Source organism: Pseudomonas sp. MAG002Y (assembly GCF_019400845.1).
In the GTDB taxonomy this organism is placed as follows: Bacteria; Pseudomonadota; Gammaproteobacteria; order Pseudomonadales; family Pseudomonadaceae; genus Chryseomonas; species Chryseomonas luteola.
Genome location: NZ_WOEJ01000001.1, coordinates 622,632 through 640,349 on the forward strand (window position 1 = coordinate 622,632; position 17,718 = coordinate 640,349).

Below are 17,718 nucleotides of genomic sequence, written 5' to 3' on the forward strand. Positions count from 1 at the left end.
ATGTGGTCCCTGCGCGCCTGGCGGGATCGACGTGTCCTTGAACGGACCGTTATCCCGCCGGCGCTCTGGGATGAAGTTCATTCCCGCCTGCCTTTCCTCGACGGACTCCCGCCTGAATCTGATCAACGGCTTCAGCAGCGCAGCATCCTTTTTCTGGCGCATAAACGCCTGACGCTACTGGGTGACATTGCGCTTGCTGACGTTGACCGCCTGGCCCTGGCTGCCCAGGCCCAACTGCCCTTGCTATACCTGCCTGAGGAAGACTGGTATGGCAACTTCCACGAGCTGATCCTCTACCCCTCGGACTTTGTCAGCCCACAACGCTACCGTGACGATAGCGGAATCGAACATGAGGGAAGCGAAAGCCATAGCGGTGAGGCTTGGCTACAAGGTCCAGTGATTTTGGCGTGGTCGGGTGTTCAGGAGAGCGGCGACTGGACGGGTTACAACTTGGTCATTCATGAATTGGCGCATAAGCTCGACATGCTCAACGGCGATGCCAATGGCCTGCCCCCACTGCACCGGGACATGTCGCTTCCTCGCTGGGCTGAGGTCATGCAGGCTGCTTACGATGACCTCAACCGACAGATTGATACCCATAAGGAAACACTGATCGATCCCTATGCCAGCGAGCATCCTGCTGAGTTCTTTGCCGTCTGCTGTGAATACTTCTTTACCGCACCTGATGTACTCGATCAGGCATACCCGGATGTTTATATGCAGCTACGTCAGTTTTTCCGTCAGGATCCACTGACGCGGCTACAGGCATTGGCTCAGCGGATTTCAATTCCCGCAGCCGAGTCACCTCCACGAGGAGCGTCCGGCGAACCCTGATAGGCCAAGGGAACCTCCTCCAGAAACTCCAGCGACCGAACAGGCATACCGAACTTGATGCCACGCTGGTCCAGCTCCTTGAGCAGTGCCAGATTGATGTTCTGTTGAATATCCATGTACTGGTTGTAGTCCGCGCTCAACACGTAATACACCACCTCGAATTTCAAGGCGCTGCTTTCCAGTGCCAGCAGATGCGCACGATCGAAACGGGTGTTCTCCAATGACGTGACAATCTGCTTTACGAGTGGAGCAATTTCACCCACTTGATCGGCAGGTGTGCGGTAACTGATATCGAACTGGAACAGCACCCGCCGTTCGGACATACGCTTATAATTATGGATCGTCTGCTGCAGCAGCTTCGTGTTGGAACAGACCACCTGCTCACCGCTAAGGCTGCGAATACGCGTGGTCTTGAGGCCGATGTATTCAATGGAGCCGGCAATATCGCCAAATACGACGAAATCACCTTGCTCGAAAGGCTTGTCGATACCAATGGACAGCGAGGCAAACAGGTCACTCAGCACATTCTGAACGGCCAGCGCGACGGCAATACCACCAATACCCAGGCTGGCGACGAACGCCGTGATATCGACACCCAGGTTGGAGAGTACTGCAAGCAGAACCACCGTCCACAAGGCTACCCGGACCATCAGCGAAATCATGGTCATGGTGAGCTGGCTGCGCTGATGGCCATTCCTGTTCTGCAGTGCCGAACGTGCCCACAGCAGAATTGCGCCATCGACCCACAGCCCGAACTGTAGAGCCAGGACCAGGAACCAGATATGGCTGACGCGTGCCTCCCAGCCTGGGCTCAGATCAATGACATACAGTCCGATCTGAATAGCCATGAGCAGAATCAGCAAGCGACTGGTTCGACCAATGATCTCGCCTACGTAATGTGCCCAACCGCTGTTTGCCCGGGAGGACCAATTTACAACGCGACTGGTAACGGCTGTAACGAGCCGGCGAATGACGCCATAGCTGATGATAGTAATGACAAGTGCAAGCGCCAGGTTGATGGCTGTCGCCTCATTGATCCATTGGAACATGCCGATGTTGTCTCCGATTCAGAGGAAAGCTGCCCCGCCCTCTAACAGGCAGGCCTCTTTTTTCGGGTCCGTTACCGTTACAAAGTTCCTGCTTTGAACCTTATCCCACCCCAAGGCTCGAATCGCGGGTCAAATATGCCTATACTCCAAACCACATCAATTTGGCCTACCAACAAAGGTGAGTCGCTCTATGAGCTATAGCAAGATTCCGGCCGGCAAAGACGTGCCGAACGACATCTACGTCGCGATTGAAATCCCGGCTAACCATGCACCCATCAAATATGAAATCGACAAGGACAGCGATACTCTGTTTGTCGACCGGTTCATGGCGACCCCGATGTTTTATCCGGCCAACTATGGCTATATCCCCAACACGCTGGCTGATGATGGCGATCCCCTCGACGTGCTCGTCGTAACGCCTTACCCGGTTACACCGGGCGCCGTCATTCGCGCACGTCCGGTTGGCGTACTGCACATGACCGACGAAGCCGGTGGCGATGCAAAATTAGTTGCCGTTCCGCATGACAAACTGTCTGTGCTGTACCATGATGTAAAGGAATACACCGACTTACCGGCTCTGCTGCTGGAGCAGATCAAGCACTTCTTCGAGAACTACAAGGATCTTGAAAAAGGCAAGTGGGTAAAAGTTGAACGCTGGGGCAATGCTGAAGAAGCCCGTGCGGAGATCTTAAAGGCAGTCGCGGCTTACCAAAAATAAGTCGCTACTACCTCACGAAGCCGGCCACAAGCCGGCTTTTTAATGCCTATCGTTTTACCCGGTTTCGGTCAAACCTGAACAAAGCCAGACCTTAGCTCTGCATCGACTCGTTGAGCGCTATCCAAGGCGGCCATCTAGCGAATAGTGCGGGAGGGTATAACGCTCAGCGAAAGGTACCCTTTTGGTTTTTTGTCATCGCTGGACTGTGCGCAATCCAGCGATGCGTCAAGCTCTGAAGAGCACACCGCGGGGCCTTATCCTTTAAACCCCTTTGCCACCAGATAGACCTCCCTTGAGCGCGGCCGCGATGCCTCTGGCTTGCGTATCATCACCTTCTCGAATGAGGTGCGAACGTCTTTCAGAAACTCGTCGGAGCCCTCTCCCTGGAATACCTTGGCTACAAGATTGCCGTTGGGCTTGAGGACCTGACGCGCCATATCAAGGACGAGCTCGACCAGATACATCGAGGACGCCTGGTCGGCAGCAGCGATGCCACTGATATTGGGAGCGATGTCAGAAATGATCAGATCAGGTTGATTGCCATCGAGCTTGTCGAGAATCTGTTGGAACACCGCGTCGTCGGTGAAATCGCCCTGGATGAAGTCGACGTTCTCCAGCGGGTCCATCGGCAGAATGTCACTAGCCAGAACCCGTCCCTTCTCGCCTACGAGACCGCCAGCCACCTGTGACCAACCGCCCGGTGCGGAGCCAAGGTCCATGACCAGCATGCCGGGACGTATCAGCTTGTCCTTCTCGTTCAGCTCGATCAGCTTGTAACTGGCACGAGAACGCAAGCCATCCTTCTGAGCCCGCTTAACATAAGGATCGTTGACGTGTTCATCCAGCCAACGGCGGCTGCTTTTGGATCGTTTCATGAGGGAGCCAAGCACGGAAAATTCAATGGGAGAAGCAGACCAACGCCTGGAAAAAACAGAAAGCGATTGGACGCACAATGGCAATGATTATAAACCGATAATATAAGACTGGTGGGCAGGGATCGTGTAGCACCCGTTAGGCAGGACTGTCAGGGAGGGATAGAGAGAGGTATAATTCGCCTCTTACCCCATCCTTTCTAAAGCTTCCTTTGCCGGAGTCACCGGCCAGGATTACCGCCATGATTCGCATCAACGAACTGTCCCTGCCTCTTGATCATTCTTCAGATGAGTTGCGCAAGGCCATTGTCAAACGCCTGGGCATCAGCGACGCCGACTTGCTGAACTTCACTGTATTCAAGCGCAGCTACGATGCTCGCAAGAAAAACAGCGTCATTCTGTTCATCTATATCATCGATCTAGAGGCACGCAACGAGGCGGCAATCCTGGCGCGCTTTGCCGATGACAATCATGTACGTCCAGCACCGGATACCCACTACTACCCAGTAGCTCAGGCGCCCGCCCACTTGTGGGAGCGCCCGATAATCGTAGGCTTTGGTCCTTGTGGATTGTTCGCAGCGCTGCTGCTCGCACAGATGGGATTCAAGCCCATCGTACTGGAGCGCGGCAAGGATGTACGTAAACGCACCAAGGATACCTGGGCGCTGTGGCGTAAAAAGATCCTGACGCCGGAATCCAACGTGCAGTTTGGTGAGGGAGGAGCCGGCCTGTTCTCGGACGGTAAACTCTATAGCCAGATCAAGGACCCCAAGTTCTACGCCCGCAAAGTGATGCACGAGTTCGTCCGCGCTGGCGCGCCGGAAGAGATCATGTATGTGAGCAAGCCGCATATCGGCACCTTCCGTCTCACCGGCGTGGTCGCAGCGATGCGTGAGGAGATCATCGCCTTGGGTGGCGAGGTACGCTTCGAGAGTAAAGTGACCGATCTGCTGATCGACAACGGCCAGCTTGAAGGTGTGGTGTTAGCCAATGGCGAGACAATCCGCAGCCGCCATGTGGTGCTCGCGCTGGGCCACAGCTCTCGCGATACCTTCCGCATGCTACACCGCCAGGGCGTATATATCGAAGCCAAACCTTTTGCGGTGGGTTTCCGCATCGAGCATCCGCAAGGCATGATCGATCAGGCTCGCCTGGGCAAATACGCCGGCCATCCGGAGCTGGGCGCCGCCGATTACAAATTAGTGCATCACGCCAAAAACGGTCGTGCCGTCTACAGTTTCTGCATGTGTCCCGGCGGGACCGTAGTGGCCGCCACCTCCGAGCCGGGGCGCGTCGTGACCAACGGCATGAGCCAGTACTCGCGCAACGAGCGCAATGCAAACTCAGGCATTGTTGTGGGTATCAACCCGGAGCAGGATTTCCCAGGCGACCCGCTGGCTGGCCTGGATCTGCAAGAACGCCTTGAGTCGCGGGCCTACGAGCTGGGCGGCAGCGATTACTGCGCACCAGCACAATTGGTGGGCGACTTCATCCGTGGAGTGCCGTCGACCGAACTTGGCGAGGTAGAGCCCTCCTACAAACCCGGCGTACGCCTGGGTGATCTTGCGCCCTCGCTGCCAGACTATGCCATCGAGGCCATCCGCGAAGCGCTGCCGGCATTCGGCAAGCAGATTCGTGGCTTTGATCGTGATGATGCCATTCTCACAGGTATCGAAACCCGCACGTCCTCTCCTGTCCGCATTACTCGCGACAACGAGACCCTGCAAAGCCTCAACCTGCGCGGCCTGTATCCGGCTGGTGAAGGTGCCGGTTATGCGGGGGGCATTTTGTCGGCGGGCGTAGATGGAATTAAGGTTGCCGAGGCTTTGGCCAAATCGCTTCTATCGGACTTTGAGATGGCGAACATGCAGCCCAGCCGAGCGGCGTCTTGATGAAATTCGATGACGTCAAAAAACTTCACCAGAAGAAATACCGGGCCGAGTTCGGTTATTTTCTGGTGGAGGGCGAACATCTGCTGCTGGAGTTACAAAAGGCGGCGCTACAGAATCCGCTGCTACAGAGCAGTCAACTCTATGTAACCGAGGCTTATGAACACTGGGCAAGCTCGTTTGAAACCCATGTGATCAGTGACCGCCAAATGGCGCAGATATCCGATACCAAAACACCGCAGGGCGTTATTGCGCTGGTACCGATGCCGGCCACTAACGCACCGGGTTGCGCGCCTGCTGATAACGAGCGCGCCATTTACCTACATGAAATTCAGGATCCGGGCAATCTCGGCACCATCCTGCGCACGCTGGTATGGTTCGGTAACTTTCGCTGCTTGCTTAGTCCTGGCAGTGTTGATCCGTACAACCCTAAAGTTGTTCGCTCCAGCATGGGCGCCATTTTTCATGCATCCATTGAGTTGGACGTGAAAATAGATTCGCTGCGCACACGGTTTGACCGCATTGCCTGTCTGGACATGAGTGGTGATCACGTTCAATCGGCAGCGTTTAAGACATTCGATTGCTATCTGTTCGGCAATGAAGCGCGCGGCGTACCCCATGAGCAATTGACCGTACTTAATGCGCAACCTTTTACCATTCCCGGATGCGGCGCTATCGAATCGCTGAACCTGGCATCAACAGTCAACATGTGTGCGTATGAGCTGAGTCGATAGCCGATATCAGGAACGTCACCTCGCTTAGTAAAAATCGGATCGCGTGCTCGACGCTCACGTAACGATGTAGCGAGGAGATAGTTTCAACTGCGCCATGAAATACTCAGACAGCGGTTTTTGCTCCACAAAAGCGCATCTGTTTTCTATTTTTTCAGGCAGAAAGCCCCTGAAATCAAATTGTCATGCCCTGGCGCGATAGTTGCTATGTGTGTTGGCCAGCGAGCAAACAGTTTCGCTTGGTAACACCTTATAGAGTGCACTTCCTCCCGGACCGATGCCTTGGCGTCTGTCCAGCCGTATACGGCCTTGTCCTGGCGCTTACCCCATCGGCTCCTGGACAGGGCCGTTCTTATTTCCGCTGCAAGTATTTACTCGGCTTCCACGCCTCTGCTAGTGTCCCGCGATTGTGTATCACCCCCGAGATTGCCAATGGCCCGCAAGAAAGCTCCCGATTTCGAACACTCCCTGGCAGAACTGCAAACCCTGGTCGAGCGCCTGGAAAGCGGTGAGCTTTCCCTCGAAGAATCACTGGGCGCCTTCGAACAGGGTATTCGCCTGACCCGTGAATGCCAGAGTGCACTGAGTCAGGCTGAGCAGAAAGTCCAGATTCTGCTCGAGCGCGACGGAGTCATGACCGAATCCCCCTTCGACGTACAGGGCGACGACACATGATCAAGGATTATCAGGCTCGCAGTCAGGCACGTGTCGACGCCATGCTGGACACCCTGTTCGTTTCGCCACGTCCGGAGCTCGATCGCCTGTATGAGGCAATGCGTTATAGCGTCATGGGTGGCGGCAAGCGTGTGCGCCCCCTGTTGGTGTATGCCGCCTGCGAAGCCCTTGGGGGAGAGCCCTCTCAGGCCGACAATGCTGCGTGTGCCGTCGAGCTGATCCACGCGTACTCACTTGTGCATGACGACTTGCCGGCTATGGATGACGACGACCTGCGCCGTGGCCGTCCGACTACGCACAAGGCTTACGACGAAGCGTGTGCCATTCTGGCAGGCGATGCACTGCAAACATTTGCAGTTGAAATACTGACCAACGCACCGCAAACGGCCGAGACACGTTTGGAAATGCTTAATATCCTGGCTCAGGCTTCTGGCCCTGCCGGCATGGTAGGCGGTCAGGCCATTGACCTTGAGTCCGTTGGTAGACAGATAGACCAGACGGCGCTTGAAATCATGCATCGTCACAAGACTGGCGCACTGATCGAGGCCAGTGTCCGCCTGGGTGCATTGGCCAGCGGCAAGGCCACGCTCGAGCAGCTGGATGCCCTGAGCCGCTATGCCCGCGCAGTAGGATTGGCCTTTCAGGTACAGGACGATGTGCTGGATGTAGAAAGCGACACCGCCACCCTGGGCAAGCGCCAAGGCGCAGATGTTGCGCGGGACAAGCCAACCTACCCGGCCCTGCTGGGCCTGGATGAAGCCAAGCATTATGCGCAGCTATTGTGTGAACAAGCCCAGCAGGCCTTGCAGCACTTTGGCGAGTCTGCCGAACCCTTGCGGGCATTAGCACTCTACATCGTCCAACGCCGCCACTAGTCACACACAGAACAGCTCGAAGCTCTATATGACGGTTCACTGTTGGGTGACTGGAGGGCTTCGGGTAAACTTCGATCTTTCATACCTTATAACGATGACCTGATGCCCAAGACGCTGCACGAGATTCCACGCGAGCGGCCCGCCACGCCATTGCTCGACCGCATCGACACCCCGGCTGCGCTGCGCCACCTGAGCGAGCACGAGCTGGAAACGCTCGCCGATGAGTTGCGCCACTATCTGCTCTATACCGTCGGGCAGACCGGCGGACATTTTGGTGCCGGCCTCGGGGTCATCGAACTGACCGTTGCGCTGCATTATGTGTTCGATACACCCGACGACCGCCTTGTCTGGGATGTCGGCCATCAGGCTTACCCGCACAAAATCCTGACCGGACGCCGTGACCAGATGGGTACACTGCGCCAGAAAGGCGGGGTCGCTGCCTTTCCGCGTCGTTCTGAAAGTGAGTACGACACCTTTGGGGTTGGCCACTCCAGCACCTCGATCAGCGCGGCGCTGGGCATGGCCATTGCTGCCCGCATGCAAGGCAGCAAGCGCAAGTCCGTTGCGGTGATCGGTGATGGCGCCCTGACCGCAGGCATGGCATTCGAAGCGCTCAATCACGCCTCCGACGTAGAAGCCGACATGCTCGTCGTTCTCAATGACAACGACATGTCGATCTCCCATAACGTGGGAGGTCTGTCGAATTACCTTGCCAAGCTCCTGTCCAGTCGCACGTATCAGAACATGCGCGAGGGTGGGAAAAAGGTACTGGCCAAGCTGCCTGGTGCGTGGGAAATCGCCCGCCGTACCGAAGAAGCTGCCAAAGGAATGCTGGTTCCGGGCACCCTGTTTGAAGAGCTGGGCTGGAACTACATTGGCCCCGTCGACGGGCATGACCTGCCGACGCTGATCACTACCCTGCGCAACCTGCGTGACGCCAAAGGTCCGCAGTTCCTGCATATCGTGACCAAGAAAGGCAAGGGTTTCAGCGCTGCCGAAGCAGCACCTATCGAATATCACGCCATCACCAAGCTTGAGCCCTTGAATGCGGCACCCAAGAAGCCTGGTAGTCCCAAATATTCGAACATCTTCGGCGACTGGCTATGTGACATGGCGGCAGCTGACCCAAAACTGGTAGGTATAACACCTGCCATGAAGGAAGGCTCCGACCTCATCCGCTTCAGCGAGCAGTATCCAGACCGCTATTTCGATGTTGCGATCGCCGAACAGCACGCCGTGACACTGGCAGCTGGTCTGGCCTGTGATGGTGCCAAGCCGGTAGTGGCGATCTACTCCACCTTCCTGCAGCGCGCCTACGACCAGCTGATCCATGACGTAGCCGTACAGAACCTCGATGTGCTGTTTGCCATCGATCGCGCCGGTCTGGTAGGTGAAGACGGCCCTACACATGCCGGCAGTTTCGATCTGTCGTTCCTGCGCTGTATTCCTGGCATGGTGATCATGGCGCCTAGCGATGAGAACGAAATGCGCCGTATGCTGACAACGGGTTACCAGTTTAAGGGACCCGCGGCTGTCCGCTATCCACGAGGCAGCGGCCCTAACGCAGTCATTGAGCCAGGGCTTGAGCCACTGGAAATCGGCAAAGGCGTTCTTCGCCGTCAAGGTCGCAGGGTTGCCTTCCTGGTATTTGGCGTACAGCTGAAAGAGGCCTTGCAGGTAGCAGAAGGCCTTGATGCAAGCGTGGCCGACATGCGCTTCGTCAAGCCATTGGACGAAGCCCTGATCCGGACACTCGCAGACAGCCACGACCTGCTGGTTACGATTGAGGAGAACAGCATCATGGGCGGTGCAGGCAGCGCCGTGAATGAGTTCCTCGCCCGGGAGAATCTGCTGAAGCCGATCTTGAATCTGGGTCTGCCTGATTACTATGTCGAGCATGCCAAGCCGAGTGAAATGCTGGCTGAATGCGGACTGGATGCACTTGGCATCGAAAAGGCCGTTAAGCAACGCCTGGCACAGCTTGAAGCCAATACAGCCTCCGAGCCCGCGCCGCTTGTACTCGCTTCACGCAATCCCTGACGGGACACGTTGGGACAGGCCCGCTTAGCGGGCCTTGTCTATCAGCTCACACAGCCTGACCACTGCGTCCAGCATGCCATAGCTGGGCCGCTCAAGCCGCTTATCACCTACAGCCCAGAGTTGGTGGTGCACCACCGCCTTTAATGTTGGCCACTGCCGCCACGGTTCGAGCTGAGCCTGCTCCATGGCCAGTATCAACTCGGGGTTTCTTGTCAGCACAGCTTCCACACCCACTTGCGGCGCCGGTTGTGAGAGATCAGCAAATATATTTTCGCCTCCACATACCTGCATAGCATCGCTGATAATTTGCGTGCCCCCTACGGTATATAGCGGTTTGTCCCAGACTTGATAGAACACGCGCACTGTCGGTAATTGCCTGTAGCGCTCGCGCATATCGGCGAGTCGCTCACGAAACTGGATCGCCAAGTGCTGCCCTTTATCAGGAACACCTACCACCTGAGCGATTCGAGCGAGCCCGTCTGCCAGGTCATCCAACCGATGAACATCCAGGGTTTCAATGGTATAGCCCAACTGCCTGAGCTGCTCGCGCTGGGCAAGCGGAACTGCACCAGGCCAGAGCAGAATAAGGTCAGGGTGCAATGAGACAATCTTTTCGATGTTGACCTGACCATAACGCCCAACGGAAGGCAGCCCGGACAAGGAAGCAGGACGCTTGCCTGCATCCAGCACGCCTACCAAGCGGCTCTCTACGCCCAGCTCCAGCATGATATCGGTCATCGAAGGCGCCAGACTGATGACGCGTTCGGCGGCCTGAGAGAGAACGCAGCAGAACAGCAAGCAGACGCCGGTCAGAACCGAACAGCGCCTGCCTGCCTTCATCAGGAAGGAAGGACTTCGCCTTGATGGATATTGCCGAGCATGTGGCCCAGCTTACCAGCCTTGGTGGCCAGGTAACGCTTGTTATGAGGGTTGAGGCCCGTCTGCAGCGGTACACGCTGTGCTACGGTAATTCCCAGATCCTCTAGGGCTTTGACCTTGCGAGGATTATTGGTCATCAGCTTCAATGCATTGACGCCCAGATGCTTGAGCATTGGCTTGCATAGGCTGTAGTTACGCTGGTCTGCACCAAATCCCAAACGTTCATTGGCCTCAACCGTATCAGCTCCTGCGTCCTGCAGCTCATACGCGCGGATCTTGTTCAAGAGGCCAATACCACGCCCCTCTTGGCGCAAGTACAGGATAACGCCACGGCCTTCTTCAGCAATGGCCCGCATTGCCGCCTCCAGCTGAAAGCCGCAGTCGCAGCGTAGGCTGAACAGGGCATCACCCGTCAGACACTCGGAATGTAGACGCCCCAGCACCGGCTCACCGTTGGCAATATCGCCAAAGGTCAGCGCCACGTGCTCCTTACCATCGGACTCATCGAGAAAGCCATGCATGGTAAAAATGCCAAAGGGCGTAGGTAATTGGGATGCGGCGACGAAAACGACAGACACCGTCAGGCTCCTATCGGAAAGAGGGTTATAGTATACCATCCATGAACAGAGACGGCTCAGTCATAAAGGCTATGAGGCTATTGCGCTTGAAGCTATCACGTCAGTTCTTGGCCTCGACATACAGAACGCCCTGATCCTCGCGCCAGCCAACCCGGTTGAGAAAACTCATGCCCAGTAGCGTTTCTGTCGGATGACCGCCTGCCAACACCATGGCCTCGACACCCAGCACCTCAATGGTGCCAACCTTGACGCGATCCAGGCGTACAAGCCAGGCCCTCCGGGTTCCGCCTGCCGTGTTGACCTGTACCGGCCGCCCTTTCTGGTAATCCAACCCAAGACGGTTCGCCTGCTCTTCGTTCATGGCAACAGTCGAGGCGCCGGTGTCGATCAGAAACTCGATAGGCTGACTATTTATAGAGCCCGACGTCCAATAGTGGCCGTCATTTCGGCGAGCAATGCTAAGTTGGCGCTTATGCGGCGCAGCAAAGCCGTCACTGTATTCACGTGAAAGCATGAACGTTTGGTTGGTTTCTCCAATCCGCAGCACCGCTTCCCGGCTCGTCGCGCTGACCAGCTCGACCTCGCCCTGTCGCTGACCGACCTTGAGCATTTTGCGCTGACCATCGATATTGATTACGGCTGCGCCGTTGAACAGACCTACCACTTGAACCTGAGGCGCGGCAGTTACCAGCGCAGGCAGCAGACTCAATACACCGATACCGATCCATTTGCGCACCACACCGCCTCCTTGTAGCGCCTGCGATCAGGACAGCGTCCCGATATGCGCCCAGCTCCAGCCCAGTCCCTGCATAACTGCCCAAGCAAACACACCGGCCAGCACATCATCAATCATGATACCGACGCCGCCTTGAACATGACGATCAAGCCAGCTGATCGGCCAGGGCTTCAGAATATCCATGAAACGAAACACGGCAAACCCCACCAGCCACCAGGCCCAGCCGGCCGGAGCCATCCAGAAAGTGATCCAGATGCCTACCATTTCGTCCCAGACGATACCTTCGTGATCATGCACACCCATGTCATCCGCAACACGGCCACACAGCCAGAAACCGAATATCATCAGCGTAACCAGCAGCAGCCAATAGCCCCAGTCCGGCAACAGATGCCAAAGCGGGACAAAGGGCAACGCCACTAGGGAACCCCAGGTACCAGGTGCCTTGGGCAACGTACCTGAGCCAAAGCCAAAGGCCAGAAAATGCCAGGGATTACGCCACACCGCCGGTGTAGCCGGCCCTGAGGTAACAGGTCTGTTCACGAGAGGGCTCCCAGGACAGATAAATCACCAGCACGATACGTCATGGCTTCATCGCAAAATGTTGATAACCGCCCCGCAAGGGTGTGACATCCCGGCCAATGGCGTCCTGTACCTGAACCCCCTGCCCAGAGGCAACGCGCCCAATGACACCTACCTGGGGAAAGTCTGCCTGCAATGACTTGAGATACTGTGCAGGCAATGTAAAGGCAAGCAGGTAATCATCACCGGCGGACATTGCCAGTGAGCGAATCTGCTCAGGCTCAAACAGTGCCGCCAACGCAGGGCTGACCGGCAACCTTTCATTCTCAATGATCAGCTTGACGTTCGAAGCGGCCGCGATATGGCCGCAGTCGGCCAGGAGCCCATCGGATATATCCAGCGCTGCGGTAGCCCGACCTCTTAGCGCAAGCCCCAACTCAAACTGAGGCGCCGGCGACCAGTAGCGCGCCACGAGCGTATCAACGTAGGCGCCCCGCTCCTGGCGTTGTCCCAATACAAAGGGCAAGGCTCCGCCAGCCTCTCCAGGCGCACCACCGACACAGAGTAAATCGCCCGGCTGGGCACCCGACCGCGTCAGCGACTGCACGTAGGGTACGGAGCCAAAGACAGTCAGGGTCAGAGAGAGCGGCCCGCGGGTTGTATCACCGCCGATCAAGGCCAAGCCACAGGCCGCAGCCATGTGATCGAGCCCTTGAGCAAACCGCTCCAGCCAGCCTGGATCAACATCCGGCAGCGTCAACGCCAGGGTGAAACCAAGGGGTGCGGCCCCCATGGCGGCCAGATCGCTGGCACTGACAGCCAGGGCACGTTGCCCCAGCAGAAAGCCATCGCAGACTTCTGGAAAATGCACCCCAGCTGTCAGCGTATCGGTAGAAATCGCTAATTGCTCGCCTGGGCGAGGCATCAGCAAGGCACAATCGTCGCCCAGACCGAGCGCGATATCCTTACGTGGCTGTGCGCAGCGCGCGGCAGCAAAATAACGGCGGATCAACTCGAACTCGGTCATGGCTACAGTCAACGCTTGGCGCGTAATTCAGCAGCGCGCAGCTTGGGCGCCAACTTATCCAGTACACCGTTGACGAACTTGTGCCCGTCGGTTGCACCAAATACCTTCGCCAGCTCGATACCCTCGTTGATAACGACCTTATAGGGAACATCGATACGGTTGCGTAGTTCGTAGCAGGACATGCGCAGGATCGCGAGTTCAACCGGATCAACGTCTTCCAGTGGGCGGTCCAGGCAAGGGGTGATCAGATCATCGATCTCGGTTTTCAGGCCAGGAATGCCATGCAGGATCTCATGGAAATAAGCGCCATCAACATTGGCGAAGTCGTTGTCCACACGGAACTGGGCTTCGATCTCGTTGATCGCCTGCCCCGCCATATGCCACTGATACAACGCCTGAACCGAAAGGCTGCGGGCTTCACGACGCGCAGCAATCTTGCCGCGCGGAGCTTTGGGCTTTTGGCCGTCTACAGCGCTCACTTGGCCTCCAGCTGCGACAGCAGGCTCACCATTTCAAGAGCAGACAGCGCCGCTTCGGCACCCTTGTTACCCGCCTTGGTGCCCGAACGCTCGATGGCCTGCTCGATAGAATCAACCGTCAACACGCCAAAGGAGACCGGCACACCGAACTCCATGGAAACCTGCGCCAGGCCCTTGGTGCACTCGCCAGCAACGTAGTCAAAATGCGGAGTGCTACCACGAATCACAGCGCCCAGCGCGATGATGGCGGAATATTCGTCACGCTGAGCAGCCTTCAGGGTAGCCAGCGGAATTTCAAAGGCGCCAGGAACGCGGATAATGGTGATGTCTTCCTTGCGGATACCATGGCGTACCAGGGCATCTACGGCACCTTCAACCAAGCTTTCAACCACAAAGCTGTTGAAGCGGCCAACCACCAGGGCAAAGCGGCCTTTTGGGGCAATGAAAGTACCTTCAATGGTCTTCACGGTCATGAGCAGGTCTCGTCTGTTAAAGAACCGGAGCGTTTTCGTACGCCCCGCAAATAAATCCGATCGTCGGCGCGACGGTCATCAACCATCGCACCGTTCAGGCCATCCGTAGGCCGGTTTATACGGGAGGCAGGTATTCTACAACTTCAAGGTCAAAGCCGGATATGGCATTGAACTTCATCGGTGCACTGAGCAGACGAAGCTTACGTATGCCCAGGTCACGCAGGATCTGCGAACCAGCGCCTACGGTGCTGTATGTGCTCTGCGGCTTGGGCTTGCTGACCGGCTCGCGCAAGTGAGTAAGCAAGTCGTCGCCTGCCAGGGAATGCCCCAGCAGTAACACCACGCCTGTGCCAGCTTCCGCAACCTTGGTCATGGCATCGCGCAGACTCCAACGGCCTTCCTGATTCACCAGCAGCAGATCGCGCAGCGGGTCCATATTATGCACGCGCACCAGGGTCGGTTCATCACTCTTGATGGTACCCATAGTCAGCGCCAGATGAACGTCACCTTCCACCTCGTCACGGTAGGTGACCAGATTAAAGCGTCCCAGCTCGGTTTCCAGTGGCTGTTCGTCGATCCGCTTGACGGTATGCTCGTGCAGCAGACGATAGTGGATCAAATCGGCAATCGTACCGATCTTCAGCCCATGCTCTTCGGCAAAGGCTTCGAGCTCCGGACGACGGGCCATGGTGCCGTCGTCGTTCATGACCTCACAGATCACCCCGGTCGGCTCAAAGCCTGCCATGCGCGCCAGGTCGCAAGCTGCTTCAGTATGTCCGGCACGGGCCAGCACACCGCCCGGCTGAGCCATGAGCGGGAATATGTGTCCCGGACTCACAATCTCTGTTGCCGTTGCATGTTTGGCAGCGGCTACCTGTACGGTACGTGCGCGGTCGGCGGCCGAAATACCTGTCGTCACCCCTTCAGCCGCCTCGATGGAGACGGTGAACTTGGTGCCGAAACCCGAGCCATTGCGGGCTGCCATCAACGGCAGGTTCAGCGCCTCGCAGCGCTCCTTGCTCATCGGCATGCAGATCAAACCACGAGCATGCTTGGCCATGAAGTTGATGTGCTCAGCCTGCACGCACTCAGACGCCATGATGATATCGCCTTCGTTCTCGCGATCCTCATCATCCATGAGGATGACCATCTTGCCTTCACGGATGTCCTGGATAATTTCTTCGATACTGTTCAGTGCCACGGAGGTCTTCCTTTACGCTCAGGAGTTGAGATAGCCGTGTTGGGCCAGGAATTGTTCGGTAATACCGCTACCCTTCTGCGGTTCGGCAGCCTTGTCACCCATGAGCAGGCGCTCCAGGTAGCGGGCCAGCAGATCTACCTCCAGGTTGACCTTACGGCCGGGGCGATAGTCCGCCATAATGGTCTCGGCCAGGGTATGCGGTACGATGGTCAGTTCGAACTCGGCGCCATCCACCGCATTAACGGTCAGGCTGGTGCCATCAACGGTGATCGACCCCTTCAGGGCGATATAGCGCGCCAGCTCGCGAGGGGCACGGATACGGAACTGTACGGCACGGGCATTATCCTGGCGTGAAACCACTTCACCCACGCCATCCACATGCCCGCTAACCAGATGACCACCCAGACGGCTGGTAGGCATCAAGGCCTTTTCCAGATTGACCCGACTGCCAGTCTTCAGATCGACAAAGGCTGTACGCGCCAGCGTCTCGCGGCTGACATCCGCCCAGAAACCATCACCGGGAAGCTCTACGGCCGTCAGGCATACGCCACTGACGGCAATACTGTCACCCAGCTTTACATCGGCAAGGTCCAGCTTGCCGGTCTGTACATACACACGCATGTCGCCACCTTTAGGCGTCAGCGCGGCGATCGAGCCTATGGCTTCGATGATGCCAGTGAACATGTCTACCTCGAAACGTCAGAAATAAGGGGCGCCGGGGCGCCTGAAATGGGTTTAGCCACGATATGCCAGTCACGGCCCACGGGCGTGATCTCGCTGATTTCAAGCTCAGGCGCTTCGCTCATGACTTCAAGCGGCCACGTCAGCAACGGACGCGCCGTCGAGCCCAACAGCTTGGGCGCCATGAAGAAATGGAATTCGTCGACCAACCCCTGCCGCGCGAACGCACCGGCCAGCTGGGGACCAGCCTCGACCAGCACCTCGTTCATGCCACGGTCAGCCAGAAGCTGTAATAACGGCAGCAGGGCGATATGCCCCTGATCCTCGGGAAGCGTCAGCAGTTCATGCCCTTGGGACTGGTACTGCACAGCTCGCTCAGTTGAAAGGGCCGCGACCCAGGCAGGGCCTGCTTGAAAGAGCGCCGCATCCAGCGGGACGCGATATCGGCTGTCCACCAGTACACGCTGGGGTTGGCGGCCCATGGCAAGCGCAGCCTGCTCCACCGTCTCGCCAAGCTCTTCAGCGCGCACGGTCAGCCGAGCCTTGTCCATCAATACCGTATCGGCACCGGTCAACACTACACTGGACTGTGCACGTAAGCGTTGTACCTGGGTGCGGGCTGCAGGGCCGGTGATCCATTGGCTTTCACCACTGGCCATCGCTGTTCGGCCATCCAGACTCATGGCGAGCTTAACGCGTACGAACGGAAGGCCCGTGACCATACGCTTGATAAATCCCTGGTTAAGCGACCTGGCTTCATTTTCGAGTACGCCACAGGCCACCTGAATACCTGCCTCTGCAAGCCGCTTGAGACCACGGCCGGCCACCTGTGGATTCGGATCCTGCATGGCAGCCACCACGCGTCCGACCCGAGCACTGACCAAGGCGTCGGCACAGGGCGGCGTACGGCCAAAGTGACTGCAGGGTTCCAGCGTGACATAGGCGGACGCGCCCTGTGCACGCGCGCCTGCCTGACGCAGCGCATGGACTTCGGCATGGGGTTCGCCAGCACGCACATGCCAGCCCTCACCAATGACCTGGCCATCTTTGACGATGACACAGCCCACGCGGGGGTTGGGATGGGTGGAGTACAGACCCTGACGCGCCAACTCGAGCGCACGGGTCATGTAGAACTGATCGGCCGGTTCCGAAGCGTTGGGATTGCCTCCGCGGCCGGCGGCGCTAGCATGATCAGAGGAATCGACAGTAGACATGAAACGTCCTCGCTAAACATGAGTGAACGTTTCAGGGCAAATAGGCAAAAGCTGCACGCGTACGCTTTCCGGCACGCGCAGACAGACGCATCTTCTTTCATCCGGACTATGACCGTCGGCCCTGGAATCACACCAGATCTGCTGACCTCCGACGCATCGGAGCGCTCGCGGGCTTGCCACCACGTGGTTTACCGCCGGTGGGGAATCTCGCCCCGCCCTGAAGACCGGAACGACTATAGCGAAGTAGA

Annotated in this window: 19 protein-coding genes and 1 riboswitch; of the genes, 7 read left to right on the plus strand and 12 right to left on the minus strand. The window is 57.4% G+C overall.

Annotation, left to right across the window (positions count from 1 at the left end; all coding sequences use genetic code 11):
* On the plus strand, nt 1-834 hold the full coding sequence (locus GM154_RS02815) for a zinc-dependent peptidase (RefSeq protein ID WP_010796892.1): 834 nt from the start codon (nt 1-3) through the stop codon (nt 832-834).
* On the opposite strand, the gene GM154_RS02820 is transcribed toward GM154_RS02815, so the two are convergent.
* Nucleotides 774-1,883 (minus strand): mechanosensitive ion channel family protein, encoded by a 1,110-nt coding sequence (locus tag GM154_RS02820; RefSeq protein ID WP_197872080.1) that lies wholly within the window; start codon nt 1,881-1,883, stop codon nt 774-776. The two genes, GM154_RS02815 and GM154_RS02820, sit on opposite strands and share 61 nt — an antisense overlap.
* A gap of 190 nt (nt 1,884-2,073) precedes the next feature.
* Here GM154_RS02820 and ppa point away from each other — a divergent pair, with 190 nt between their 5' ends.
* Nucleotides 2,074-2,601, plus strand: a complete 528-nt coding sequence (gene ppa / locus GM154_RS02825; protein WP_010796890.1) for an inorganic diphosphatase — start codon at nt 2,074-2,076, stop codon at nt 2,599-2,601.
* Nucleotides 2,602-2,855: 254 nt separating this feature from the next.
* Here the strand turns inward: ppa and rlmE are convergent, their stop codons facing one another.
* Nucleotides 2,856-3,476 (minus strand): 23S rRNA (uridine(2552)-2'-O)-methyltransferase RlmE, encoded by a 621-nt coding sequence (rlmE, locus tag GM154_RS02830; protein ID WP_019366818.1) that lies wholly within the window; start codon nt 3,474-3,476, stop codon nt 2,856-2,858.
* A gap of 239 nt (nt 3,477-3,715) precedes the next feature.
* Here rlmE and GM154_RS02835 point away from each other — a divergent pair, with 239 nt between their 5' ends.
* The 5 genes from GM154_RS02835 (at nt 3,716) to dxs (ending at nt 9,683) form a co-directional block, all read left to right on the plus strand.
* Nucleotides 3,716-5,365, plus strand: a complete 1,650-nt coding sequence (locus GM154_RS02835; RefSeq protein WP_219650897.1) for an NAD(P)/FAD-dependent oxidoreductase — start codon at nt 3,716-3,718, stop codon at nt 5,363-5,365.
* The gene (locus GM154_RS02840) at nt 5,365-6,096 is read left to right on the plus strand and encodes an RNA methyltransferase (protein ID WP_219650899.1); all 732 of its coding nucleotides are present in this window, start codon (nt 5,365-5,367) and stop codon (nt 6,094-6,096) included. Before GM154_RS02835 ends, GM154_RS02840 begins: the two co-directional genes overlap by 1 nt.
* Nucleotides 6,097-6,525: 429 nt before the next feature.
* Nucleotides 6,526-6,768 (plus strand): exodeoxyribonuclease VII small subunit, encoded by a 243-nt coding sequence (locus GM154_RS02845; RefSeq protein WP_219650901.1) that lies wholly within the window; start codon nt 6,526-6,528, stop codon nt 6,766-6,768.
* Nucleotides 6,765-7,643 carry a (2E,6E)-farnesyl diphosphate synthase gene (gene ispA, locus GM154_RS02850; RefSeq protein ID WP_122043606.1) on the plus strand — a complete coding sequence of 293 codons (879 nt, stop codon included), beginning with the start codon at nt 6,765-6,767 and terminating at the stop codon, nt 7,641-7,643. Before GM154_RS02845 ends, ispA begins: the two co-directional genes overlap by 4 nt.
* 102 nt (nt 7,644-7,745) lie before the next feature.
* A complete protein-coding gene (gene dxs, locus GM154_RS02855) occupies nt 7,746-9,683 on the plus strand; it encodes a 1-deoxy-D-xylulose-5-phosphate synthase (RefSeq protein WP_219650903.1) in 1,938 nt (645 codons plus the stop codon).
* A 24-nt stretch (nt 9,684-9,707) separates the two neighbouring features.
* Here the strand turns inward: dxs and GM154_RS02860 are convergent, their stop codons facing one another.
* From GM154_RS02860 to ribD, 10 genes are all read right to left on the minus strand, one after another.
* Nucleotides 9,708-10,523 (minus strand): cobalamin-binding protein, encoded by an 816-nt coding sequence (locus GM154_RS02860; protein ID WP_219650905.1) that lies wholly within the window; start codon nt 10,521-10,523, stop codon nt 9,708-9,710.
* Complete coding sequence (gene ribA, locus GM154_RS02865) at nt 10,523-11,140, minus strand: GTP cyclohydrolase II (protein ID WP_010796882.1); 618 nt, start codon at nt 11,138-11,140, stop codon at nt 10,523-10,525. Before ribA ends, GM154_RS02860 begins: the two co-directional genes overlap by 1 nt.
* A gap of 100 nt (nt 11,141-11,240) precedes the next feature.
* Nucleotides 11,241-11,879 carry a TIGR02281 family clan AA aspartic protease gene (locus GM154_RS02870; RefSeq protein WP_374940297.1) on the minus strand — a complete coding sequence of 213 codons (639 nt, stop codon included), beginning with the start codon at nt 11,877-11,879 and terminating at the stop codon, nt 11,241-11,243.
* A 24-nt stretch (nt 11,880-11,903) separates the two neighbouring features.
* Complete coding sequence (locus tag GM154_RS02875; RefSeq protein ID WP_219650907.1) at nt 11,904-12,416, minus strand: phosphatidylglycerophosphatase A; 513 nt, start codon at nt 12,414-12,416, stop codon at nt 11,904-11,906.
* Nucleotides 12,417-12,456: 40 nt separating this feature from the next.
* A complete protein-coding gene (thiL, locus tag GM154_RS02880) occupies nt 12,457-13,422 on the minus strand; it encodes a thiamine-phosphate kinase (protein WP_219650909.1) in 966 nt (321 codons plus the stop codon).
* Between the two features lie 8 nt (nt 13,423-13,430).
* Entirely contained in the window at nt 13,431-13,901 is a 471-nt protein-coding gene (gene nusB, locus GM154_RS02885) for a transcription antitermination factor NusB (RefSeq protein ID WP_010796878.1), read from the minus strand.
* Entirely contained in the window at nt 13,898-14,374 is a 477-nt protein-coding gene (gene ribE / locus GM154_RS02890) for a 6,7-dimethyl-8-ribityllumazine synthase (RefSeq protein WP_010796877.1), read from the minus strand. The genes nusB and ribE overlap by 4 nt, the downstream gene beginning before the upstream one ends.
* A 115-nt stretch (nt 14,375-14,489) precedes the next feature.
* Complete coding sequence (gene ribBA, locus GM154_RS02895; RefSeq protein ID WP_150348129.1) at nt 14,490-15,575, minus strand: bifunctional 3,4-dihydroxy-2-butanone-4-phosphate synthase/GTP cyclohydrolase II; 1,086 nt, start codon at nt 15,573-15,575, stop codon at nt 14,490-14,492.
* 18 nt (nt 15,576-15,593) lie between these two features.
* Nucleotides 15,594-16,259, minus strand: a complete 666-nt coding sequence (locus GM154_RS02900; protein WP_219650911.1) for a riboflavin synthase — start codon at nt 16,257-16,259, stop codon at nt 15,594-15,596.
* A 2-nt stretch (nt 16,260-16,261) separates the two neighbouring features.
* On the minus strand, nt 16,262-17,383 hold the full coding sequence (ribD, locus tag GM154_RS02905) for a bifunctional diaminohydroxyphosphoribosylaminopyrimidine deaminase/5-amino-6-(5-phosphoribosylamino)uracil reductase RibD (protein WP_219650954.1): 1,122 nt from the start codon (nt 17,381-17,383) through the stop codon (nt 16,262-16,264).
* 172 nt (nt 17,384-17,555) lie between these two features.
* Nucleotides 17,556-17,699, minus strand: a riboswitch (FMN riboswitch).
* Between the last annotated feature and the right edge of the window lie 19 nt (nt 17,700-17,718).